At 39.0% G+C, this 24,928-nt stretch carries 26 protein-coding genes; 20 read left to right on the top strand and 6 right to left on the bottom strand.

Annotated elements, in window-relative coordinates:
- From G7B18_RS07105 to G7B18_RS07085, 5 genes are all read left to right on the top strand, one after another.
- The gene (locus G7B18_RS07105) at positions 1-387 is read left to right on the top strand and encodes a TraR/DksA family transcriptional regulator (RefSeq protein ID WP_164108853.1); all 387 of its coding nucleotides are present in this window, start codon (positions 1-3) and stop codon (positions 385-387) included.
- An 88-nt stretch (positions 388-475) separates the two neighbouring features.
- Positions 476-1,126, top strand: coding sequence for a lipoprotein signal peptidase (locus G7B18_RS07100; RefSeq protein ID WP_164108854.1), 651 nt, complete (start codon positions 476-478; stop codon positions 1,124-1,126).
- 311 nt (positions 1,127-1,437) lie between these two features.
- Entirely contained in the window at positions 1,438-2,379 is a 942-nt protein-coding gene (locus G7B18_RS07095) for a M20/M25/M40 family metallo-hydrolase (RefSeq protein ID WP_164108855.1), read from the top strand.
- A gap of 1 nt (position 2,380) precedes the next feature.
- Positions 2,381-3,298, top strand: coding sequence for an SDR family oxidoreductase (locus tag G7B18_RS07090; protein ID WP_164108856.1), 918 nt, complete (start codon positions 2,381-2,383; stop codon positions 3,296-3,298).
- Positions 3,299-3,823: an acyl-CoA thioesterase gene (locus tag G7B18_RS07085; protein ID WP_164108857.1), complete on the top strand. Its 525-nt coding sequence runs from the start codon at positions 3,299-3,301 to the stop codon at positions 3,821-3,823.
- A gap of 46 nt (positions 3,824-3,869) precedes the next feature.
- Here G7B18_RS07085 and G7B18_RS07080 read toward each other — a convergent pair whose 3' ends face one another.
- Genes G7B18_RS07080 through G7B18_RS07065 form a run of 4 tightly spaced genes read right to left on the bottom strand, consistent with a single transcriptional unit; the run spans position 3,870 to position 6,288 of the window.
- On the bottom strand, positions 3,870-4,277 hold the full coding sequence (locus G7B18_RS07080) for an EVE domain-containing protein (protein ID WP_164108858.1): 408 nt from the start codon (positions 4,275-4,277) through the stop codon (positions 3,870-3,872).
- Position 4,278: 1 nt separating this feature from the next.
- A complete protein-coding gene (gene gldC / locus G7B18_RS07075) occupies positions 4,279-4,629 on the bottom strand; it encodes a gliding motility protein GldC (protein ID WP_164108859.1) in 351 nt (116 codons plus the stop codon).
- Positions 4,630-4,685: 56 nt separating this feature from the next.
- The gene (locus tag G7B18_RS07070) at positions 4,686-4,925 is read right to left on the bottom strand and encodes a hypothetical protein (protein ID WP_240452790.1); all 240 of its coding nucleotides are present in this window, start codon (positions 4,923-4,925) and stop codon (positions 4,686-4,688) included.
- Between the two features lies 1 nt (position 4,926).
- A complete protein-coding gene (locus tag G7B18_RS07065; protein ID WP_164108860.1) occupies positions 4,927-6,288 on the bottom strand; it encodes a DEAD/DEAH box helicase in 1,362 nt (453 codons plus the stop codon).
- A gap of 127 nt (positions 6,289-6,415) precedes the next feature.
- Here G7B18_RS07065 and G7B18_RS07060 point away from each other — a divergent pair, with 127 nt between their 5' ends.
- Together G7B18_RS07060 and G7B18_RS07055 are read left to right on the top strand one after the other, a co-directional pair.
- Positions 6,416-8,554 carry a S46 family peptidase gene (locus tag G7B18_RS07060; RefSeq protein ID WP_164108861.1) on the top strand — a complete coding sequence of 713 codons (2,139 nt, stop codon included), beginning with the start codon at positions 6,416-6,418 and terminating at the stop codon, positions 8,552-8,554.
- Positions 8,555-8,674: 120 nt separating this feature from the next.
- The gene (locus tag G7B18_RS07055) at positions 8,675-8,857 is read left to right on the top strand and encodes a histone H1 (protein ID WP_164108862.1); all 183 of its coding nucleotides are present in this window, start codon (positions 8,675-8,677) and stop codon (positions 8,855-8,857) included.
- 71 nt (positions 8,858-8,928) lie between these two features.
- Here the strand turns inward: G7B18_RS07055 and G7B18_RS07050 are convergent, their stop codons facing one another.
- Both G7B18_RS07050 and G7B18_RS07045 read right to left on the bottom strand, forming a co-directional pair.
- Positions 8,929-9,717, bottom strand: a complete 789-nt coding sequence (locus tag G7B18_RS07050; protein ID WP_164122261.1) for a GLPGLI family protein — start codon at positions 9,715-9,717, stop codon at positions 8,929-8,931.
- An 8-nt stretch (positions 9,718-9,725) separates the two neighbouring features.
- Positions 9,726-12,446 (bottom strand): outer membrane beta-barrel protein, encoded by a 2,721-nt coding sequence (locus tag G7B18_RS07045; RefSeq protein WP_164108864.1) that lies wholly within the window; start codon positions 12,444-12,446, stop codon positions 9,726-9,728.
- Between the two features lie 185 nt (positions 12,447-12,631).
- On the opposite strand from G7B18_RS07045, the gene G7B18_RS07040 reads away from it, so the two are divergent.
- The 13 genes from G7B18_RS07040 (at position 12,632) to asnS (ending at position 24,922) form a co-directional block, all read left to right on the top strand.
- Positions 12,632-14,002 carry a dipeptidase gene (locus tag G7B18_RS07040; protein ID WP_164108865.1) on the top strand — a complete coding sequence of 457 codons (1,371 nt, stop codon included), beginning with the start codon at positions 12,632-12,634 and terminating at the stop codon, positions 14,000-14,002.
- A 52-nt stretch (positions 14,003-14,054) separates the two neighbouring features.
- Entirely contained in the window at positions 14,055-14,942 is an 888-nt protein-coding gene (locus G7B18_RS07035) for a LysR family transcriptional regulator (protein ID WP_164108866.1), read from the top strand.
- A 105-nt stretch (positions 14,943-15,047) separates the two neighbouring features.
- Positions 15,048-16,016 (top strand): c-type cytochrome, encoded by a 969-nt coding sequence (locus G7B18_RS07030; RefSeq protein ID WP_164108867.1) that lies wholly within the window; start codon positions 15,048-15,050, stop codon positions 16,014-16,016.
- A 6-nt stretch (positions 16,017-16,022) separates the two neighbouring features.
- On the top strand, positions 16,023-16,496 hold the full coding sequence (locus G7B18_RS07025; protein ID WP_164108868.1) for a DsrE family protein: 474 nt from the start codon (positions 16,023-16,025) through the stop codon (positions 16,494-16,496).
- An 11-nt stretch (positions 16,497-16,507) separates the two neighbouring features.
- Complete coding sequence (locus G7B18_RS07020) at positions 16,508-17,419, top strand: molybdate ABC transporter substrate-binding protein (RefSeq protein WP_164108869.1); 912 nt, start codon at positions 16,508-16,510, stop codon at positions 17,417-17,419.
- 154 nt (positions 17,420-17,573) lie between these two features.
- Positions 17,574-18,353 (top strand): lysophospholipid acyltransferase family protein, encoded by a 780-nt coding sequence (locus tag G7B18_RS07015; protein WP_164108870.1) that lies wholly within the window; start codon positions 17,574-17,576, stop codon positions 18,351-18,353.
- A 111-nt stretch (positions 18,354-18,464) separates the two neighbouring features.
- On the top strand, positions 18,465-18,686 hold the full coding sequence (locus G7B18_RS07010; protein ID WP_002996718.1) for a DUF2795 domain-containing protein: 222 nt from the start codon (positions 18,465-18,467) through the stop codon (positions 18,684-18,686).
- A gap of 230 nt (positions 18,687-18,916) precedes the next feature.
- Positions 18,917-19,372 carry a hypothetical protein gene (locus tag G7B18_RS07005; RefSeq protein WP_164122260.1) on the top strand — a complete coding sequence of 152 codons (456 nt, stop codon included), beginning with the start codon at positions 18,917-18,919 and terminating at the stop codon, positions 19,370-19,372.
- Between the two features lie 247 nt (positions 19,373-19,619).
- The gene (gene trpD / locus G7B18_RS07000) at positions 19,620-20,609 is read left to right on the top strand and encodes an anthranilate phosphoribosyltransferase (RefSeq protein ID WP_164122259.1); all 990 of its coding nucleotides are present in this window, start codon (positions 19,620-19,622) and stop codon (positions 20,607-20,609) included.
- A 115-nt stretch (positions 20,610-20,724) separates the two neighbouring features.
- Entirely contained in the window at positions 20,725-21,366 is a 642-nt protein-coding gene (locus G7B18_RS06995; RefSeq protein WP_164108873.1) for a phosphoribosylanthranilate isomerase, read from the top strand.
- Complete coding sequence (gene trpB, locus G7B18_RS06990) at positions 21,341-22,525, top strand: tryptophan synthase subunit beta (protein WP_164122258.1); 1,185 nt, start codon at positions 21,341-21,343, stop codon at positions 22,523-22,525. Before G7B18_RS06995 ends, trpB begins: the two co-directional genes overlap by 26 nt.
- Positions 22,526-22,621: 96 nt before the next feature.
- On the top strand, positions 22,622-23,374 hold the full coding sequence (gene trpA / locus G7B18_RS06985) for a tryptophan synthase subunit alpha (RefSeq protein ID WP_164109100.1): 753 nt from the start codon (positions 22,622-22,624) through the stop codon (positions 23,372-23,374).
- Between the two features lie 102 nt (positions 23,375-23,476).
- A complete protein-coding gene (gene asnS, locus G7B18_RS06980; RefSeq protein WP_164122257.1) occupies positions 23,477-24,922 on the top strand; it encodes an asparagine--tRNA ligase in 1,446 nt (481 codons plus the stop codon).
- Positions 24,923-24,928 lie beyond the last annotated feature (6 nt).

Below are 24,928 nucleotides of genomic sequence, written 5' to 3'. Positions count from 1 at the left end.
ATGGGAGAGAACACAGAAAAAACCCGCTATAGTGACGCTGAATTATTAGAATTCAAAACCATTATATTGGACAAGTTAAGAATCGCAAAGGAGGAGCTCCTAGCCTTAACAAAAACATTAAGTGGAGGTAACGCAAATGGAACGGACGATACAGCTGGTACTTATAAGACACTTGAAGACGGATCTGCCACCCTCGAAAAAGAGCAAACTAATCAACTGGCTGCACGTCAGAAAAAGTTTATCGACAATCTTGAGGCTGCTTTAGTCCGCATTGAGAACAAAACATATGGAATCTGCAGGGAGACCGGTAAATTGATACAAAAGGAACGCCTTAAAGCAGTCCCACATACGACTTTAAGCATCGAAGCGAAAAACAAACAATACTAAAAAAAATGACAGATGGGGCTGTCTAAAAAGATAAACTATCGTCACTTCGACGTTTTCTTTTTAGTCAGCCCCATTTTATGAATCAACTATGAAAGGCTATACGAGACCTATTACATTAATTATCATCGTTTTATTAATAGACCAAATTTCAAAATTTTGGATTAAACTGAATATGACTATTGGCCAAGACTTTAAAGTTCTTGGTGATAAATTCCTTATTCATTTCATCGAAAATCCAGGAATGGCTTATGGGATGGAGTTTGGTGGCGAATACGGCAAACTATTTTTGAGCGTCTTTAGGATAATTGCAGTATCGGGCATCGGTTATGGTCTTTACTACATGGTAAAAAACAAATACAATAGAGGCTTTATTCTTAATGTTGCTTTGATTTTCGCGGGTGCATTAGGTAATATTATCGATTCGGCATTTTACGGCCTAATTTTTAGTGAAAGCACTTTCTACGAAAAGGCTACGCTCTTTCCTGAAGGAGGTGGTTATGCATCCTTTCTCCACGGAAAAGTGGTAGATATGCTGTACTTTCCATTAATTGAAGGAAATTTTCCGGAATGGCTTCCGATATGGGGAGGTGAGCATTTCCTATTTTTCCGACCTGTCTTTAACATTGCAGATTCCGCAATTTCTGTAGGTGTCTTCCTAATATTAATTTTCCAAAAGCGATATTTTAAGGAAGAACATCAGGAAAAGGACAGTGTTCACAGTGAAGTATTAGAAGACTAGAAAAAAAGTAGAGCGGGATATTTCCGCTCTACTTTTTTTCTGAAAGTGTATGTTTTCAGAGGCCATCAAGAACTTTCATCTCTATTGGTGATTCAATGGAATCATGAAATTTTTTTCTGAAAGTATCCGTATTATTGATTCAACATTATATTTCAAGGCATCATTGAGCTCTCTTCGTTCAGTTTAATGTACTATAAAAAATTCTAAATGTATGAGCAGAGTTACAAAATTCGCTTTTACAATACAACGCAATTATATTGCGTGTAAATACGAATTTATGTAGGTTTGTAACTAGCATTATCCATAGCAACATGAAACAACTAAACCTCCTTCTTCTATTCGTCTTTTGTCTATACACTGGGGCATCCTTTGCTCAAGAAGTAGATATAAACAAGTTAAAAAAACATGTATACTATTTTTCCTCCGACAATATGCAAGGACGGGCAACGGGGAGCAAGCAATTACAAAAAGCAGCGAACTACATTGAAAAGGAATTCAAGAAATACAAACTATCGCCAAAAGGCACTAAAGGTTATAGGCAACAATTTGATGCCAAAGTGCGTCGGGTTGTTGTTCCAGACAGTATACGTGGGGCAGAAAACATCATCGGTTTTTTAGATAATGGCGCATCCAAAACGATTGTCATAGGGGCTCATTATGACCATTTAGGTCTTGGAAATTTCGGTGGATCAAGAGATACGCTTAACATAGGTAAAATACATAACGGAGCAGACGATAATGCTTCTGGAGTTGCGGGCTTGCTTGAATTAGCCCGCCACTATTCCAGCAATTCTGTCAGAGAAAACTTTAACATTCTGTTTATAGCTTTCAGCGCAGAAGAATTGGGACTGCTAGGCTCTAAACACTGGACAGAAAACCCTACAGTTCCTCTAGCTCAAATCCACTGGATGTTGAACATGGATATGATTGGAAGATACAACCCAGATAATGGGCTTGCTATTATAGGCTATGGCACTAGCCCTCAATTCACGACCATATTTAAAGACATACGTAGCGATATCAAATTCAACCTCAGTAAAGATGGCAATGGAGGATCCGACCAAACCTCATTTTATAGAAAAAACATTCCTGTCCTATTCTTTCATACTGGTGGCCATCCAGACTATCACAAAACAGGTGATGATGCTGAGAAAATAGACTATACTGCATTAAAGAAAATATTGAAAATTGAAATCGACGCAATAAATAACTCGATGAAACATCCCAAAATGGATTTTACCTGGACCAACTAGAATGATGCGTATACTTATTACTGGATCTAACGGTTTTGTCGCTCAAAAATTTTGCGAATTATATTGTCAAACGACGGAAAACAATCCATTTTTAGGCGTTTCAAAATCCCCTAATAGGAATAAATTCCTCTCTTCCGAATGCTTCGTTCAATGCGATCTCACTGATTTAGAAAAACTAGGCGTCATATTATCTGAATTTCGCCCTACACATATTCTACATACAGCGGCGATCAGCAGTGTGGAAGCCTGTGTAGAAAATCCAGGATTAGCCAAAGCTGTCAATGTAGAATTAACGAAATTCCTCGGTGAGTATGCTACGAATCACAACGTTCACCTTACGTTTTTATCTACCGATTTTGTTTTTGACGGTCGTCGACAGGAGTCTTACAGGGAGACCGATACGACGGCTCCCGTCAATGCGTATGGACAGACTAAAGTCGAAGCCGAACATCATTTGCTTGATTTAAACGGTAATATAGTGATCCTCCGGACTATACTAGTTTATGGCTGTATAGCAGATACTACACGTACTAATCTCGTTCTATGGGCTAAGCAGCAACTAGAAGCAAGAAAATCCATCAAAGTAGTCAATAATCAATGGCGCATGCCAACATGGGTAGACGACTTGGCGCGAGCTTGTTTCCTCAGTATGGAAAAAACTGCCAAAGGTATTTTCCATATATCCGGAGGAGAGCAATTGAGTATCGAATCTGCGGTAAGGCATGTTGCAGACTACTGGCAATTAGACGAGTCTTTAATACAGCCTATAGCTGCTAAAGAAATTGGTCAAGATCGAAACAGACCCCAACGGACAGGATTTATTCTTGACAAAGCCAAGACTATTTTAGGGTTTACCCCTACTCCTTTTATAGTATCTTTGCAAAAAATTGAAGAACAATTAAAACAATACAACAGATAGATGGACGGGAAAAAAGCGAAAGATTCGTATACAGAGATGAATGAGTTGGTACTTCCAAATGACACCAATACATTCGGAAACCTCATGGGAGGAAGGTTACTTTACTGGATGGATATATGTTCAGCGATGGCTGCACAGAAACATTCTAATAGCCCTGTCGTAACGGTTTCTGTGGATAATGTCTCTTTCAAAAGACCTATTAAACTCGGAGAGGTGGTAACCATACAGGCGCAAGTTTCTCGTGCATTCAGTTCATCGATGGAAGTCCGCATGGAGATATTCGCACATAACCTACCCGAGGGTACAAAAGTCAAAAGCAACGAAGCTTATTACACTTTTGTCGCGATAGACGAAAACAATAAACCACGAAAGGTCGCTGACTTAATTCCTGAAAGCGAGGAAGAAATAAACCTCTACGAAGAAGCTTTACAACGCAGGGAACTACGTCTTATACTGGCAGGAAAAATGGCGATGAAAGATACAAAAAGCTTAAAAAAGTTAATAACCTTTGCTAAAAGCCATTGACACAGAAAAAGGTCCAGCTTATCGCTGAACCTTTTTTATACTATAATTACCCATTCCCCAACTCCAAAATCCGGTCAAATTCTTCTTCTTTAAGTGGCATAACAGAAAGACGTCCCTGCTTTACCAAAGCGATATTCTGCAAAAATTCATCTGCTTTTATGGTTTCCAGTGTTACCGGTCTCTTTAAGGTTTCAACTGGTGATAAATCGACCACTACCCATTTGGTATCCTCTGTCGTTGGGTCTTGATAAAACTCATTAACTACCTTGGCCACACCAACTACTTCCTTTCCTTCATTACTGTGATAAAAGAGTACTAAATCTCCCTTTTTCATTGCCTTGAGATTGTTTCGGGCTTGATAATTCCGAACGCCGTCCCAAAAGGTCTCGCCATCCTTATTAAACTGCTCCCAGCTATATTTAAACGGTTCAGATTTTACTAAAAAATAATTCATGTTAACCTTGTTGTTCTAATACCTCCATTTTTTCTGCAAAATGTGCACAATAATCACGAAGATCACCTATTACTTTCTCGGCCATAGGATCTCCTCCTGAGGCTCTCAAAAATGAGTCCCCCATAGTTTGCATAGTTTCGTAAAAAAAGCGTTTCATTTCATCGTAAGGCATATCTTTTGTCCACAAATCAATTCGTAACGAGTTTTTATACTGCGCATCCCATAACGCTAAAAACATAGCCTTTGCAGGAAGTGTGTCTGAAGTCTCACCATCAGTTGAAGACCATTGAATTATTTCTGGAACATTATTTTCGTCAAGCTCGACGTTTAGTTTTATCTCCGCTGTTTTCATCTATTTATTCTCTATTCTATGATAAGTACGAATCTATTCTTTTGTAGTTAGATTCTCTACTGCAATTTTAATATCACCATTAATATACCGACCACCAATATAAAACCGATCTGTAAAAACCAAACTCGTTTTATATCTTTAAATAACAGTCTAAAGCCTAAATCAACCAAAGAAATAACGATAGCTAGTGCCAACAACCAGCCCCAAGACATGATCTGCTCCTGTTCACTTCCCCATTCGGATATCATCCAAACCAAGATGCAGGCTAAAGCGATATTAAGTGGTGTCAGTTTCACCCTAACTGTTCTTAAACTTCTTTCCTTTTTTCTTAAACCCGGAAGATTTTGTCGAAGACTTGCTTGCCGCTTTCTTAGGTTTATAACCTGACCTAGCTGCTTCCTTCTGCTTAATCACAAATTTCTTTTCGTGAAAAGCCCCTTTAAAATCAGGATTATCCTTCTTTTTCTGATTGTCTATTTCCCGTGCAATGGCTTGTTTCTCCTCATACGGGGTCTTCTCGATAAAAACCTCTTCTGGCAGCTCGAACACCGGGATAGATTGACGAATCAACTTTTCTATTTTTGACACATAATATTCTTCCGCTGGATTAGCAAAAGTAATAGCATCTCCCTTGCTAAAAGCCCGGCCTGTACGACCTATACGATGGACATAATCCTCGATTACAATAGGGACATCGAAATTGATTACATGACTTACATTGGACACATCTAGCCCTCTAGCAGCGACATCTGTAGCCACAAGGAATCGTACCTCACCGGCCTTAAACGCATTAATAGAATTTATACGTGTATTCTGTCCTTTATTTGCATGAATTACCCGAACATTATCCTCACCGTATTTGCGCTCTAAGTAACCGAAAACATTATCAGCCACTTCCTTTGTCTTACAGAAGACTATAACACGATGAAAAGCCTCATCATCTTTAAACAAATGTTGCAGCAAGTTAATTTTGGTCTTAAGATTCGGCACGGCATACAACGCTTGGGAAACGGTTATAGCCGGCGTGGCCTGTTCAGTAACCTCAATGACGGTAGGAAAAGCCAGAAAATCACCCGCGATCTTACGTACCAACTCGCTCATCGTAGCAGAGAAAAGTAAATTTTGGCGTTTACGGGGAACAACTTCCAATATACGGTGGATCTTACCGATGAATCCCATGTCCATCATCTTGTCGGCCTCATCCATGACCAATAACTTTAAGGACTTTGTATTTATATGTCCCTCAAGGTAAAGGTCCAGAAAACGTCCTGGTGTTGCTACAATAATATCACAGCCTTTCTCCAATAGTTCCTTTTGTGTCTTAGGTCCAAGTCCACCATAAAGAAGTACGGTACGCAAATCTAAATTGATGGAAAGAAGACGGATGTGCTCTTCGATCTGGATAGCAAGTTCTCTCGTCGGACTAAGTATTAGCGCTCGAGGATCGGTACCCTGAGCATACTTCAGATTCATCAACATAGGCAATACAAAAGCAGCTGTTTTTCCTGTTCCTGTCTGCGCTATCCCCATCACATCTTGTCCTGCCAGAATAGGCGTTATGGCTTTCTGCTGAATCTCGGTAGGTTTATCATAACCAGCATCCGTGATTGCATTTAGTATTTGCTTATTGAGTTTAAAATCTTCGAACGATACCTGCATCTTACAAAGATAGGGAAAATAGTAGTGAGTATTAAGTAATGCGTATTGTGAATTTGCGTATATCACATACAAAAATTTTGTTTTACCAGCGATTTACAGCAATTTTGTTTTAGAAAAAATGAATAGAATGAAGAAAATAGTATCATTATTAATCCTCTGCGTAGTCAGTTTGACTACGATGGCAGATGAGGGCATGTGGTTCCTCATGCATTTAAAGCGTCTCAACGAGGCAGATATGCAAAAAAAGGGTCTTAAACTGACCGCCGAAGAAATCTACAGCATTAATAACTCCAGTCTTAAAGATGCAATCGTCCAATTTGGTGGCGGCTGTACTGCAGAGATTGTATCCGGTTCTGGACTTGTGCTGACCAACCATCACTGTGGCTATGGCGCGATAGCGGAGTTATCTTCACCTGAACATGACTACCTAACGAATGGTTTTTGGGCAAAAAACTATAGCGAGGAGCTAAAACCAAAATCTCTATCCGTACGCTTCTTTGTACGTATGGACGATGTTTCAAAGCGCATTTTGGGTTTAGTTAATGATAACATGTCCGAGAAAGAAAGACAAAAAATCATTAATCAAGAGATTGCAAAAATTGAAAAAGAAAATAGTGACAATGGGAAATACGTTGTTTCTGTTAAGTCTTTCTACAATGGCAATGAGTACTACTACTTCGTGTATCAAGATTATGAGGACGTACGTCTGGTAGGTACACCTCCAAACAGCATTGGCAAATTTGGTGGCGATACAGACAACTGGGAATGGCCACGTCATACCGGGGATTTCTCTCTTTTCCGCGTTTATGCAGACAAAAACGGAAACCCAGCGCCATACGCTAAAGAAAATATCCCATTAAAACCTAAATACCACCTACCTGTTAGCTTAAAGGGAATAAAAGAAGGTGATTTCTCCATGATTTTAGGTTATCCAGGACGTACAAACCGTTGGATGCCTGCTGCTGGAATCGACCAAAACGTAAAGTATGCCTATCCAGCTTGGGTAGAAGCTTCTAAAACGGGTATGGATGCCATGAAAAAACACATGGACAAAGATCAAGCAGTAAATATCAACTATGCTTCACAATACTCGGGTGTGGCAAACTACTGGAAAAACCGTCAAGGTATGATTGATGCCCTATCCAAACACCGGACAGCAGCAGCCAAACGTAAATTGGAAAACAACTTTCAAAAATGGGCCAGTAAAAAAGAAAATAAAGCAAAATATGGGGACGTAATAAAAACAATTAATGATTATTACGCTGCTACTAATGAAAAATCCCGTCACGATAATTACCTGATCGGAATGATCCGTTCTTCTACATTTGCAGCTCTTCCTTTTAGTCTAGGTGGCGCCTTGAGTCAATATGCAGAAGCAAATGAAGCAGCTCGCGCAAACATGCGACCAAGATTTGAAGCCGGGATACAGGAGAGCTACGAAAAAGCTTATATTCCTCTTGAAATCGATGTACTTGCAGACGAATTAAACCTGTATAGTGCCAAAGGAGGACAGATAGCGCCCTATATTGCTGAACTTGCCAAACAAAATAACGGTAATTTTAACAGTGTAGTAAAGTCTGCTTTTGAAAACAGCATATTTGGATCTAGAGAAAAATTGGAAGCCTATCTAGCAAATCCAACTGCGGGGACAGTGGCTCAAGATCCATTGTATAAAATATCAGCGGCTTTAATGACAAAATATCGTGAGCGTACACCAGAACAGGAATTGCGTGAAGACAATTTTCAGACAGCATTCCGCAAATATATTGCTGGATTCTTGGAGATGAACCCCAAAGGCAAGTACTACCCTGACGCAAACAGCACATTACGTCTTACCTACGGTACGGTTAGAGCATTACCTGCAGACCCAAGAAACGATGCTAAAGTAAATAATTACACCACATTGAAAGGGACTATCGCAAAGTATAAACCTAATGACGAGGAATTTGATCTTCCGAAACGACTTATTGAATTGTACGAACAAAAAGACTATGGTCGCTACGCAGACAAAGATGGTCACATGCCTGTTAACTTCTTAAGTGATCAAGATATAACGGGAGGAAACTCCGGCTCTCCAGTATTAAATGCGAAAGGTGAATTAATTGGCTTGGCTTTTGATGGAAATATAGAAGCTATGGCGGGTGATGTCATCTTTGATCCGAAATTACAACGCACAATTTCAGTAGATATCAGATATGTTCTATTTGTCATTGACAAATTTGCTGGGGCTAAAAACATCATAGATGAACTGACTATTGTAGAATAATAGCTATTAAATTGCTTTTTTCAACAAAAAAATAGGATTTAATTACTTTTGTATTTGTTGTTTTTGTATATTTATTACATCTTAGTGCAAATATTTAGAAACTAAATTATATTAATTAAAATGGAAAACTACACTAAATTAAAAGAACTGGTTGCTTCAATCGAAGCTGATGCTGAAAAATTTTTCAACAATGGTAATTCTGCTGCAGGTACTCGCGTACGTAAGGGATTACAAGACATCAAGACTTTAGCTCAAGACATCCGTAACGAAGTAACAGCTAAGAAAAACGTTGATAAAAAATAATCGTTAAAGGTTATAAAATAAAAAAACCGTTTTGGATATCCAAAACGGTTTTTTTGTGACATCTTGCTCGCTTACATCAGTGCCAGTTTTACCACATACTCAATAGTCGCCTTATTTAAGAAGTTACTAAATGTTTCTGTCATCATCGCCGCGATTTCTGACCTTGTCATACGTTTAGTCTTGGTATTTTCAAATACCTTCTTATCCAAAGCCACATTATCCATAATATCCACCTTGGTTGCAAAATAAGAAACGTGCTGACTCGGTACTACCAATCCTAAGATTAGCCCAGGTAAACCATTAATGGATTCCGGTCCTCCATCGATAGGTATTTCATTACTATAATAGCCTATCACGTAAGTTGAATCTGACGTTATGCCATTTGCTCTTCGACAATTGTAGCCTGCAATTTCGCGATATTCATCCGTAATACGCCAATTAATTTTTTTAACGGTATCCTGAATAATTATTTTTTGTCCAATGATGTCGTTAAATCGATTGTACTCCTTCGTCTTTAAATCAGACAATGTAACCGCATCGAAATCTAAAGCTAACATCATAATAATCTGTTTCGTCTTTACATCTATTTCTTGCTTCACCGGCTCAAACACAACTTCATTCCCTTTAAATTTAAGCGTTTTCTTCAACACCATATTTTCAGGTATAGTAGGCAACATGGATTCAAATTGAGTTTTAGACCGTTCATCCGCTTTCTCTATATATTGCTTACGCATGATATTCTTGATATACATAGTCTTGTCATAGCTTACTACCCCTGATTTTCCAAACATCGCAAACTGTGCGTTAGCTTTATATCCCAATATCGATAGCCCAACTAACATTATTATTATATTCTTCATACTAACCATTACTTTACAAACATTTTAGTGAAATCCCATGATACCTTCAACATATAATAACGTCGGATGGTATCATATCTGCGCTGTGTAAACACCGAATTAGACTGCGATCTGGAGTACCCTATATTTTTATTAAACACATCATTGACTGTAAAATCCAACATTAAAGACTCATTCTTCAGGAATTTTTTGCTAATACCTGGATGAACAAGGAACCGCTCTAATTTTTGATCAAATGCTGCTGTTGGCGCCTCATACGAATAATCATAGTTCGTATATATTTTAAACGAACTCGAAAAGAAATACTCTAATCCACCCGACACCCCCATCACAAAACCATTATTATCCTGATCAGGACTTAAATTGGATTTCATCTGTCTATATTGAGGACTCAACTTCGTCTGAAAATTCAAACCTGTTTTCGTCTCCCTCTTTATTTCGTAGCTGAACGTATAACTCTGAGATTTGATAAGGTTGGCCTCGCTGTTAAAGAAGTTATTGTTCTCCCCCACATTAAAAACTATGCTGAGAGAATTGTCCAATACCAGTGCCTTGTTTAACCTGAAATGATAACCTCCATACATCGCTGCATTAAAATCCTTCTTCCCATTCATATTATTCCAGCGATAATAATTAATCAAGTTGCCGAGGCTATCTTTTATCGTCGTAATATTCTGTGAAATAGGATCTTTCGTAAGCGCAATCGTACCACCTATGTACTTAAACTGATTGGACAATAAATTGAAACTGTGGTAAAAGCCCTCCAGCGTATTTATAAATGAAGGATTCAAATTCTCATTTCCCTCATACTGATTCAATGGATCAGAATTATTCATTATCGGTTGAATTTGGTTCAACGATGGTAATTGATTACTTCCAGAGTAGGTCAACCGCAATGCCTTAGCCATTGAAAAGTTATAAGTCATTGTCAGTCTAGGATTATAGGTAAAGAAGTCTCTTTTCAACGATTTACCGTTATAGTTATTGATTTGGTTTAGACGATCATCATTGAATGTATTCGTCAGATTAGCTTTTAGCTTTTCGCTATTATAGCCCAGCGCGACATCGTAATTATTGCTCAACCTATTGAAATCATAACTACTACTATACTTTTCATCTAGAATATTGTACCCTCCAGCAGCATCTTTATTCCGAGATTCCAGCAAAGAACTATTGGTTACATTCACGATTTGATAACCTAATGACAGGTTCAAGAGCTTTGAGAGAGGTTCTGTATAGGTCACCTGCCCTTGCCATTTATTCACATCTTGCTGGGTGTTTTTAGACTGGTCTGTTTGAAATTCAGCCCCTGTAGTTTTTGTACTCAGTGTTGAACGTAGCGTACCCGTCCCTTCGGTCTCACTTTTACTTCCGACTGCATTAAAAGATAATGATCGTCCTTTCTTCAGGAATCTCTTTGTATACAACACATCAAAGTCATAATTATTAACATTATTGTCTACATATTCATTACTGTTATTAGCGGTTACGCCATCTGTGAAATTCTTCGATTCTGTAATTGTATTACTCCACAGCTTCTTCTTGGTTGCCGAAGCTTTGATTAAGACTTCATTTAAAGAATCTATTTTTGCATTCAATCTCAAATTGATGCGATGTTGATCATTATCCGTATCGACGGTCCTCTTTGTTTTACTATTCACAACACCAGACATCATCGTCTCTTCTGTACCATCCGAAGAGATCTTTCCGTATTTATAATTTAAGTTTATTTGATACTTATCCTTCTTCCACCTATCGGTAAAGTTAACACCTGTGTTAATCGCTCTCGGTATCCCCACGACACCCTTACCTGAAAAAGGATCATTCACGACCATAGTTCCGCCATCAAAAGAAGCGTCCACCTCTATCCCATATTTCTGCGCATCATCCCAGTTCATACTAGTAGTCCCATTATTTCCAAATAGTCCGTATGCAGATATCTTTTGCGAGCCCTTAAATTTATTGATCATCAGCTGTCCCATATAATATTTGTCTGTCCCCCCGCCTGCTAATGCCTTGCCAAAAATCCCATTTTTAGCATCGTCTTTAAGTTGTACGTTAATGGTCTGCTCACGTACACCGTCATCTACACCTGTTCGTTCGGCCTGATCCGATTTCTTCTCGTAGACCTGTACCTTATCAACCATGTCCGAACGTAAATTGCGTGTCACTAAAGTAGGGTCATTCCCAAAGAACTCTTCGCCATCCACCAATACTTTCTTCACAGTCTTACCTTGTGCAGTAATCTTACCAGACGCATCAACCGTGATCCCTGGCAGCGCCTTTAGCAGATCTTCAACTTTAGCATTTTTTTCCATCTTAAACTGTGATGCATCGTACTCGGTCGTATCACCTTTGATGGTAATCGCCGCTCTTCTCTTGACAACAACCTCTTCAATAAGATGCGCAACACTGGTTAATCCCAAGTCCCCTAAGTCAGAAACCGCAGTTCCACCTTTTAACTCTTCATAAAAATCGGCGTACTTTGGATAGGATATCACGATGAAATAATCGCCGGATAACGGCTTCTTTAATTGAAATTGCCCCGTCACATCCGCCCGGTCGTACGCAATTAATGCTGAATCTTGCGCTTGTAAAAGCATTATCGTAGCATTTTCAAGCTTTGATTTGTCTGTGGCATCAACCACCCTACCCGTGATCAAACTTTGGGAGTAACCTTCCATATACCCCGCAAATAGTAACATAAAAAACAAAAATATACCTCTCATAAAAGGATCGAATAATAATATATGTTAAATCTTCTTCCGTATTAGTTGCTCGACTCATGAGAACGTTACAGATTATTCAAAAAAAAGTTCTTTAAGCATACATATCCCCACAATCCAAAGACTGATTCAAAAAATCAGAAATACCGTTTCAAAATACTTACCTTTGTGTTAAATCATTTTTTGACATGCAAAACATCAAAGATTATGTAGAAGCTAATAAAGAGCGCTTCTTAAACGAACTATTTGAACTATTGCGCTTCCCTTCTGTAAGTGCTGACCCTCAGTACAAAGAGGGCGTATTGAATACCGCTGAATTCGTAGCTAAAAAACTTCAAGATGCAGGTGCTGACAATGTAGAAATCTGTCCTACGGCGGGATATCCTATCGTATATGGTGAAAAAATATTTGACCCTTCATTACCTACAGTATTGGTTTATGGTCACTATGATGTACAGCCGGCCGATCCGTTAGAATTATGGGATACTCCTCCATTTGAACCAACTGTGCGTGACGGAAAAATATACGCCCGTGGAGCTGCTGATGACAAAGGCCAATTCTATATGCACGTAAAGGCATTTGAATACATGATGGAAAACAATCAATTGGCTTGTAACATCAAGTTTATGATTGAGGGAGAAGAAGAAGTGGGGTCTGCAAATCTAGGTATATTCGTTGCTGCAAATAAGGAACGTTTGAAAGCAGACGTAATCGTTATCTCCGACACATCGATGATCAGCTTAGAAAATCCGTCTATCGAGACCGGTCTTCGTGGTCTTTCTTATGTAGAAGTAGAAGTCACTGGACCAAATCGTGATTTGCACTCTGGTGTATATGGTGGGGCAGTAGGCAATCCGGCTACTATTTTATCTAAAATGATTGCTTCATTACATGACGAAAACAATCATATCGCTATCCCAGGATTTTATGACGATGTCGTTGAACTGACAACTGAAGAAAGAAAAGCTTTAAATGAAGCACCTTTTGATATTGAGGAGTATAAAACGGACCTAGGTGTAGACGAACTTTGGGGCGAAAAAGGCTTTACAGCGATCGAACACACAGGAATTCGTCCGACTCTTGAAGTGAATGGTATTTGGGGCGGCTATATCGGTGAAGGGGCAAAAACGGTTTTACCATCGAAAGCTTATGCAAAAATCTCTATGCGTTTGGTACCAAACCAAAATTCAGAACGGATCACCAAATTATTCAAAGACCACTTTGAAAGAATAGCACCAAAATCGGTCAAAGTAGAAGTAAAACCGCATCACGGCGGCGAACCTGTGGTCACTCCTACAGATAGCATCGCTTACAAGGCTGCTGAAAAAGCTTTGGAAGACACATTCAACAAGAAACCAATCCCTACAAGAGGCGGTGGTTCTATTCCAATTGTTGCTTTGTTTGAAAAAGAATTAGGAATCAAAACAGTATTGCTCGGATTCGGATTAGACAGTGACAACTTGCATTCGCCTAACGAGAAATATGGCATTGAGAACTACTTAAAAGGTATCGAAACTATCCCTTTGTTTCACAAATATTATGCTGAATTAAGTAAGTAATTTACTATAAAACGAATAAAAGGGTTATTTTTAAAAAAATAACCCTTTTTCTATGGATTTTGATTTTCGACTTAAGGTATTCCACACTGCAGCGCAACAGCTCAACTTTACTAAAACAGCTGCTGTTCTTTATATTTCCCAGCCAGCAGTAAGCAAGAATATCCTTGAGTTGGAAAAAAAACTTGGTGTTTCGCTTTTTGAAAGAAAAGGCAACAATTTAATCCTCACTAAATCAGGAGAAATTCTATTTCGGTATGCCGGTCAAATCATCCAACTTTACAACAAGGCAGACCAAGAAATTTTTGATCTACAATCCAATATGAAGGGCCACCTGATCCTAGGTGCAAGCACGACCATCTCTCAATATATCATTCCCTCCTTATTAGCCAAGTTTTTGAATGAACATCCCAACAGTCACATCGAAGTATCACAATACAACAGCCGTGCGATAGAAGAACTATTGATTGAACAGAAAATCGACCTGGGCATCACTGAAGGAGCAACAGACAACAGGGCCTTAAAATATATTCCCTTTATGAAAGACGAACTTGTTTTAGTCACGAATAGTCGAAACCCTATGTTAAAACAACTAAAAAAACCTGAGGTACTGGATTTATACAAAATTTCCTTAGTCGTTCGCGAACTTGGTTCAGGTACACGTTCGATTATCGAAAACAAAGTTCGGTGTCTTGGGATTGATTTTTCAAAATTAAACATCGAGATGGTTTTGGCTTCAACAGAGAGTATAAAGCGTTATATCCAAGAACGTGACTGTTTCGCCTTTCTTTCCATCCACTCTGTACAAAAAGAAATATTGGAAGATCGACTTACAATCGTAGACATACCTGATTTACAGATCGAACGTTATTTCCATTTTACGCATATATATGGAGGCTTAACTGGCGTACCCAACCAATTTTTACAATTCTGTATGAGATAATTAACATTTGCAAATAACTTTTGGTTATACCTTATAATATTTCCTTTCTTTTTGAAGATTTAAAAATAAGGTTTCTTTGCTAAAACATTTTATTATGATAAAATCATGGAGTATAAGAAACTAACCAATTATGTAAAGGCTCTTGGAGGGGTATCATTATTACTTTTAATCCTATGTGTCTGTGTATTCTTATTTGCTTATAAACGACAGCCTAAGGCTTTAAGCACAACAAAAACAGATAGTGTTATTACACATGTGGCAAATTATGTCCCAATAACTTTCAAGGAGGATACTGAAGGAAAACTAGCCCGTTATGGCGAAAAGTTAATTAAAAATACATACGATTATTTTTATGAAGATGGAAAAAAAATAGGGAACAACTTAGCCTGCAGTAATTGCCACCTAAACAGCGGCACCAAAGCATTTGCGGCTCCCTATGTAGGTCTTCACCAAGTCTTTCCTACCTATATCGGTCGAGAAGACAAAATAGAATCGCTTGAAGAACGTATCAACGGCTGCTTTGAGCGCAGTATGAATGGTCGAGCTATCCCTGAGAATAGCAAAGAAATGCGTGCTATTATTACATACATTAAGCAGATAAGCAGTCATATCATAAGTGACAAACGCCTAGAGGGCCAAGGCTTTGTGAAGATAGAAATTCCTGATCGAGCCGCAGATCTCAAACAGGGGCAGCTCATCTATAGCAACAAATGCCTAAGCTGTCACGGTCAACAAGGACAGGGACAGAAAAATCAAGATGCCGGAGGTTACCTCTACCCTCCTTTGTGGGGACCCGACAGCTATAATGATGGGGCCGGAATGGCACGTATTCTTACAGCAGCACGCTTTATTAAAGCAAATATGCCTCTTGGAGCCACCTATGATCAGCCTGTATTGAGTGATGCAGAGGCTTTTGATGTAGCAGCCTATATCAATTCGTTTGATCGTCCTCAAAAAGCCCACAAAGAAAACGACTATCCTAACCTCGCTAAAAAGCCGAAAGACTGTGCGTATCCACCTTATCCGGACAAAATTAGTGCACTACAGCATAAATATGGACCTTTTAATTTTTAATTTAACATGAAAAACATCATCATCACTTGTTTGTTTCTATTTGCTGTTGCATTGCAGACACAAACATTCGCTCAGGAAAATCATCTTTTGACCAAAAACAAAAGCTTTCAAGGCGCTATCGCCAAAAAGAAGAGTTACAAAGCAATTTATCAACTGGACAGCGACGACCCTAAAATTATTGCTAAAGCACTTAGAAATATCAATAATGCACTAAAGGATCCTCGTCTTCAAGGCAGGCTAGAGATCGAACTAATCGCTTTCTCTGGAGGAACAGAGGCTTTTAAAAAATCAAACAGTCAATACGAAGCAGCGCTAAAGGATCTGATCGAAAAGGGGGTACATGTCGTCCAATGTCTTAATACCTTAGAAGAGCGCAAGATCGCTAAAAGTGAACTCTATGATTTTCTAGCGTTTGTACCGAGCGGTAATGGCGAATTAATTCTACGTGCCAGTGAAGGATGGATCATTATAAAACCATAAATTAAGTTCCGATGAAGTATAAAAATCTATCAATATTTCTATTATTAGCCGTCGCTACAGTAGCAAAGGCACAAGACCACCATTTTGACCCGCCATGGAATACGCCTCCTTCTTCTGCAGTTAATTTTACGGTGCCTGGAATAAACAACGTGCCCGACTTATATGGAGACATCGTAGATCCACAGCTGACAATTTTCTTCGCCGGGAACCAGTTTATGGTTGTAGATGACCTTTTGGCAGCATTCAAAAAGGATTATCCACAATACGAAAGAATATTCGTAGAAACACTTCCCCCTGGAATATTAGCTAAGCAAATCCAAGGAGGTTCTTTGACATTGGGTAACCTTCGAATTACGCATATACCGGATGTATACACAGCAGGCAAAAGAACCATTGAAGACATGAAAGATTACTTCAGCCGTACGCAGATTTATTGCTACAACAATATCTGTCTTATGGTTCCTAAAAATAACCCTGCAAAAATCACCTCTCTCAATGACCTAGCACAGGACCATGTACGTATCGCAATGCCAAATCCATTATGGGAAGGGATCGGAGAACAAATACAGGCCTCTTATAAAAAAGCTGGCGGAGATGAATTGGTCAATAAAATCATGAAAGACAAAGTAACTACAGGCAAAACCTACTTGACTCGGATACATCACCGAGAGAGTCCAATGCGCGTTTTATATGGTGATGCCGATGTCGCTCCGGTATGGAGATCCGAAGTTGTATATCAAAAAATGATCAGCCACCCCATTGATGTTGTGGAAATTCCTGAAGCCCTCAATTCTACAGCGACCTATATGGCGGCTCAATTAAAAAAGGCTCCTCATCCAAAAGCCGCGGAGGATTTCATGAACTTTATGGCAACAGATACCGCAAAACAAATTTATCTGAAATACGGTTTCAGTATAAAATAAAACTTTCATAGATGTATAATTTGTTTTTATCTGTCATCAGCAAGCTAACAGACTCATGATTGCTTATCTAGTTCTGCTACATAGATATTTATAAAAAAGGATACCTAGGTATCCTTTTTTCTTTTTAATTTCGATTTTCATTAATGTGAATCGTATGCTGATAATCCTAAAAAAGCTTCATAGAATATGGTATCTACTATGTGTTTTATTCTTTTTTATCTTACTATTCCCTCTTTTATACATATTAACTAGAAATCCTGACAGGTACTATTCAACTATTGCAAGCTTAAGACGCATAATATCGGTTCTCGGCACAACATTTTCCGGTATATTTTTCAAAATTGAATATGAGTCGTGTATAGATTGGTCCAAGCCTTATGTTATCTGCCCGAATCATACTTCTATCCTAGATATTACAGGAATAACATTTATGTGTCCCCAATCATTTTCCTTTATGGGAAAAATTGAATTGCTGCGTAATCCGGTCACTCGCATTTTTTTCAGAAGTATAGATATCGTGGTGGATAGAAAAAGTAAAATATCAGCTTACAAAGCTTTCAAAAAAGCAGACTATTTGATAAAAACAGGCAAATCAATCGTCATATTTCCAGAAGGGAAAATTGACGATGAATATCCGCCCCGCCTTCACGAGTTTAAGTCCGGATCGTTCAAACTAGCCGTAGATAATCAGGTACAAATCTTACCGGTAGTCATCCAAGATGCTTGGCAAACCCTATGGGATAATGGGGAGAAGTTTGGCTCCAAACCTGGAATTATACATATTCAGGTGCTCGCACCAATCGACACCAAGAATATAACATCCGTGCAAGCGGATGAAATCCAGTCGCTCGTTTACGACAAGATGAGTACCCATTGGAATAAATTCAATAGCTTTATAGATGTAAAAAAAACACCGACAAATAAAAACATATAATTGATATTAAGCAAGATAACAAACAAAAAATCATTTAACGCATAATTAACTTGCTTATTTAAAATATTATACTATTTTTGCGGAAAAAGGTAGAACTTAAATTGTAATACTATGTATTGGACCCTAGAATTAGCATCACACTTAGAAGATGCACCATGGCCTGCGACTAAAGATGAATTAATTGATTACGCAATTCGTTCTGGAGCTCCAGTAGAAGTAATCGAGAACCTTCAAGCTTTGGAAGATGACGGCGAACCCTACGAAAACATTGAAGAAATCTGGCCGGATTATCCAACAAAAGATGACTTCTTTTTCAATGAAGACGAATATTAATCCATTATAAAAATCGCACTTTCAGAAGTGCGATTTTTATTTATGTACGTTTTCATATGTGTATAATTATTTATTTATGTTTGCTTTCATTGGTATTCATGAATGCTTCGCATTTTGTTTTTTAACAGCCATATGGAATACTCATGGGTGTTTGTGCTTCGCTAAACATGAGTATTTCTTTTGATTAATCCTTATTCAATTACTTTCGTCAAACAATAAAAACTTCATTTATGAGAGTAGTATTCACTTTTTTACTAATTTTATTTACATCAAATCTGTGGGCACAGAAAGAGCAACCTACAGATCATCCGAAAAATATAGGTACTATTCAGTCTTTTATCAAGGATCTAGCGGATGAGAATAAGGCAGTAGACATTGTGCTAAGTAAATATCTCATTATAGAAAACCCATCTGATGAAATTTACGATTATCTTGAGGTGTCCTTAGAGGAAGTTCGTATTAACTTATTATCCAAAGACATAAGGGAAATTAACTATATTCCTTACAGTCAAATGCCAACAAAGGATATCAAGGATATTGATCCCGAAGACCTAAATACAGAGCAAATGTACTTCCTAAACTACAGAAAACGACAGATGTTGGCCGTGTATATAGAGAATGGGAAGATCGCTTCTTTTACTTTAGTTTCAAAAGGAAATAACAAAGCGCATTTTGTTCTTTATTAAAAAATCAAAAAAAACTTGACATTTTTAAAAACTTATTTGATATTTGTTAGTAACAATTAAGAAATGAACAATTTTGTAATCAATAATGCCTGGTGGTGGCACAACAGATAATGTTGTGGCAGATGTCTATCGCTTAAAATTGATACAATCAAAAAATAGTGGGGCTTGCCATATCGGCGAGCCCCTTTTTTATTTATAAAATTTTGGCCAATTAGTCCTTTGTATTATTAACTTTTTACTTTAACAGATGAAAGAGATATTAAGACACCTATTCGAATATAAAACCTTCAGTCGTAAGGAAGCTTACGATATTTTAACGCATATTACTACTGGCAAGTATGATACGCATCAGATTGCGGCATTCATGACCACCTATGGTATGCGCAGCATTCGTGTGGAGGAACTAGCCGGTTTTCGCGATGCGATGTACGACCTCTGTCTAAAGGTAGACTTTACGGACTATGACCTCATCGACATGTGTGGTACCGGTGGTGATGGTAAAAACACCTTCAACATATCGACCTTAGCCTCATTTGTTGTTGCTGGCGCAGGATATCACGTTGCCAAACATGGTAATGTAGGAGTCTCTTCAGGGTGCGGTTCATCAAACGTAATGGAGTACTTGGGTTATCAATTCACCAATGACAAGGATACGCTCCAGCGTCAACTCGACAATGCATACATTTGTTTTCTCCATGCTCCGCTGTTCCACCCAGCGATGAAAACTGTAGCGCCTATTCGTAAAGCACTTGGTGTCAAAACTTTTTTCAATATGCTTGGCCCCCTTACAAACCCTGCTAATCCAAAATATCAATCCGTAGGTGTATTTAGTCTTGAATTAGCTCGTTTGTATACCTATTTATACCAAAGTTCGGATAAACAATATAGTATTATCCATGCTTTGGATGGCTACGACGAGATATCTCTAACCGGTGACTTTAAGCTAATAAATAATAAAGGAGAGAGTCGCTATACAGTAGAAGAGTTGGGATTTACCCCTGTATTAGCCACAGCTATAACAGGAGGGGACAGTATTCAAGAAGCTGCCGGGATTTTCAACACAATCATCCACGGAGAGGGTAACAACGAACAGAACAGTGTGGTGTTAACAAATGCTGCTTTTGCCATAAAAACCTTCCATCCAGAGAAGAGCTTTGCAGATTGCTATTACGAAGCAGAAAGCTCTCTATTGGGGTTAAAGGCATTGAATAGCCTGAAGAAGTTAGTAGGAAGTTAAGAGGTGAATAAGTTATCTAGTGAACGAGTTAAGAAGCTAACTAGGTACTGGATAACAGGATAGGACGTGAACGAGTAAACCAGGCACTAGATAACAGGTTAACAAGATAACAAACATGAACAACGTTAAAATAAAAGTTTGCGGAATGCGGGATCTGGATAATATACAGCAGCTCGTCCGTCTGCCTATAGACTATATCGGTTTTATCTTTTACGCAAAATCACCGCGATTTGTTCAGGATGGTATCCGGAAGGCTATTCCAGAAAATATAAAAAAAGTAGGAGTATTTGTCAATGATACATACCCTGTGATAATAGATAAGGTCGACACATATGGCATTACCTGTATACAGCTGCATGGTAACGAGACAGCTGAACTCTGTGCGTCTTTAAAACAAGCCGGACTAGAGATTATCAAGGCCTTCGGGATCGACGATGCATTCGACTGGTCTGTTTTAGAAAGATACCTTGACCATGTGGATTTTTTTCTATTCGATACCAAGAGCACCCAACATGGAGGTACGGGGCAGACTTTTAGCTGGCAGCAGTTAATGAATTATCCTTATTCCAAGCCTTACTTTTTGAGTGGAGGTCTGGGATTGGACAATCTAGAACAAGCAATAACAATAGAAGACGACAGGCTGTATGCGTTAGATTTAAACTCTAAATTTGAATTGGAGCCTGGTTTAAAAGACATAAAAACAGTAACACAAGCATTATCAATTATACATCATGAGCAAATATCAGGTAGACAATAGGGGATATTACGGACCATTTGGCGGAGCATATATTCCGGAGATGCTGTATCCAAATGTAGAGGAACTGGAGCAGCAATATTTACAGATTATGAACGACCCTTCATTTAAAGCTGAATTTGAGCAGCTGTTAAAAGATTATGTGGGCCGGCCCTCTCCGCTTTACCACGCCAAACGATTATCAGACCGTTATGGTACAACAATCTTTTTAAAAAGAGAAGATCTAAATCACACGGGAGCGCACAAAATAAACAATACCATCGGTCAGATCTTATTGGCACAACGACTGGGAAAAAAAAGAATTATCGCAGAAACAGGCGCTGGACAACATGGAGTAGCAACAGCGACGGTATGTGCATTAAAAGGGCTAGAGTGTGTGGTTTATATGGGAGCAATAGATATTGAACGCCAAGCCCCCAACGTAGCACGGATGAAAATGATGGGAGCTACGGTGGTGGCTGCTACCTCTGGCAGCCAAACGCTTAAAGACGCGACGAATGAGGCATTGCGAGACTGGATAAATAATCCCGTAGATACACATTATATTATCGGTTCTGTAGTTGGTCCGCACCCTTATCCTGATATGGTGGCACGTTTTCAGTCGATTATATCCGCCGAGACAAGAAAACAGCTCTTGGAAAAAACAGGACAAGAAACCCCTGATATCGTAATGGCATGCGTGGGAGGCGGTTCTAATGCGGCTGGTATGTTTTATAATTTTGTGGATGAAGAGGCTGTTCGTCTTATCGCGGTAGAAGCAGCCGGTCATGGTGTCAATTCGGGCGAGACAGCTGCCACCACAGCTCTAGGAAAAGAAGGTGTACTCCACGGGAGTCGCTCTATCCTGATGCAAACTGCAGACGGACAGGTGGTAGAACCTTATTCCATCTCGGCAGGGCTTGACTATCCGGGCATTGGTCCTCAACATGCTTGGTTGTTTAAGTCAGGTCGCGGCGAATATGTCTCCATCACCGATGACGAGGCTATGCAAGCAGGTTTACGTTTAACCCAACTAGAAGGAATTATACCTGCGATTGAAAGCTCGCATGCCCTAGCCTATCTTGAAAAGATGACATTCAAGGGGGATGAAACGGTCGTCATCTGTCTATCAGGCCGAGGAGATAAAGATTTAGACAACTATATGAAGTATTTTAATTTGTAGTATTAGTTATCCTGTGAACAAATTATCGAGTTAACAAGTTACGAAGACTCCTCGATAACAAGATCACAAGATAACATGTTAACAAACTATAACAACATGCAACTCAACAAACACGCAAACGGACTATTATCTATATATTTTACAGCTGGTTATCCCACATTAGATAGTACAGTACAGATCGCCAAAGCACTCGAAGAGGCTGGAGTCGATTTTCTAGAGATAGGCTTTCCCTACTCCGACCCTGTCGCCGATGGTCCTACCATACAACATAGTTCAGAAGAGGCCTTAAAAAATGGCATGAATTTACATGTACTCTTCGACCAGCTAAAAGATCTACGCAAACACGTATCCATCCCCGTTTTTCTCATGGGCTACGTCAACCCTGTGATTCAATTTGGGGTAGAGAATTTCTGCAGAGCATGTAAAGAAGTGGGCGTCAATGGGACGATCATACCGGACCTTCCTATGTATGAATATGAGGAACTGTACAAAAGTACATTTGAAGAAAATGGTATCAGTAACATCTTTTTAGTGACTCCACAGACTTCGGAACAACGCATCCGTAAAATAGACAAATTGTCCAGTAGCTTCATCTATCTCTTGTCCTCCAACTCGACAACCGGTAAAAACCTTGAAGTAAAAGATCAAGCCGAGAGCTACTTCAAACGCATCAAGGATATGGATCTGGACAATCCCTTTATCATCGGTTTCGGGATTTCTAATCAGGAGACCTTCAGAAAAGCTACCACCTACGCCAATGGCGCAATAGTAGGTACCGCTTTTGTCAAATTGTTAGCTGATAAAGATTATTTGAAAAAAATCCCTGAATTTATACAGAGCCTACGTTGATAAAAGTCAGAAGCATTAACATTTTGCGCTTTTGTTAACAATTAGCCAATAATATATTCTATTTTTGCACTAGAATAAAAAGAAAAAATTTCCTTAAAAAAAATGGAACACACACGAATTAAAGAATTATTACAATCGGAAGATTTTGGAAAAGAAGTTATTGTCAAAGGCTGGGTTAGAACATTTCGTAACAACCAATTTATAGCCATTAACGACGGTTCATCCATAAATAATATCCAAGCCGTAGTTGATTTCGAAAACACAGCAGATGAGATTCTCAAGAAAATCAATACTGGTGCTGCTGTTCGTGTGAAAGGTAATCTTATTGAATCTCAAGGAAAGGGACAACGTGTAGAAGTTAAAGCGACAGAAGTTTCGGTAATCGGAGAATCTGATCCGGAGAAGTATCCGTTACAACCTAAAAAGCATAGTTTAGAGTTTCTTCGCGAAATCGCACATTTACGTGTACGTACAGGTACATTCAACGCAATCTTCAAAGTTCGTAATGCGCTATCTTTCGCGGTCCATAAGTTCTTTCAAGAACGCGATTTTGTATACTTCCACTCCCCTATTATTACGGGATCGGATGCAGAAGGAGCCGGTGATATGTTTAGAGTGACTACCTTAGATCCTACCAACCCTCCGTTGACGGAAGATGGCAAGGTCGATTTCAAAGAGGACTTTTTTGGTAAAGCTACAAACCTAACTGTATCCGGTCAGTTGGAAGGAGAGCTTGCAGCTTTAGCATTTGGAAATATCTATACTTTCGGACCGACTTTCCGTGCAGAGAACTCCAATACAACCCGGCATTTAGCCGAGTTTTGGATGATTGAGCCTGAAATGGCTTTCTATGAATTGGAAGACAATATGGACCTCGCTGAGGATCTATTGAAATATGTAATCAAACATGCGTTAGAACAATGTCCTGACGAGATCGAATTTTTAAAGAACAGATTGTTGGAAGAGGAGAAGTCCAAACCACAAGCAGAACGTTCTGAATTAAATCTTGTTGAAAAGTTAAATTTCGTCTTGGAAAATAAATTTGAACGTCTAACTTATACAGAAGCCGTAGAAATATTGCAGCGCAGCAAACCCAACCAAAAGAAACAGTTTAAGTATCTTATTGAAGGTTGGGGAGCTGATCTTCAATCGGAACACGAACGTTACCTCGTAGAAAAGCATTTTAAGAAACCTGTGATTCTCACGGACTACCCTAGAGAAATCAAGTCTTTCTACATGAAGCAAAACCAACCGGATGCTGAAGGTCGTCACACCGTACGTGCTATGGATATCCTTTTCCCCGGTATCGGAGAGATGGTTGGAGGATCGCAACGTGAGGAAAACCTAGAGAAACTTTTAACGCGTATGTCCGAAGTCGGCATCGAAGCGGAAGAGATGGAATGGTTTTTGGATACACGTCGCTTCGGATCAGTCCCTCACTCAGGCTTCGGTGTCGGTTTTGAGCGTCTAGTCTTATTTACCACAGGAATGACAAACATAAGAGATGTAATTCCATTTCCCCGCACACCGAAGAACGCGGAGTTTTAATAAAAT

Origin of the sequence: Sphingobacterium sp. xlx-130 (assembly GCF_011007405.1) — a bacterium.
Lineage (GTDB): Bacteria > Bacteroidota > Bacteroidia > Sphingobacteriales > Sphingobacteriaceae > Sphingobacterium > Sphingobacterium luzhongxinii.
The sequence above is the reverse complement of the archived record's forward strand: the minus strand, read 5'-3'. Positions and strand labels throughout refer to the sequence as shown.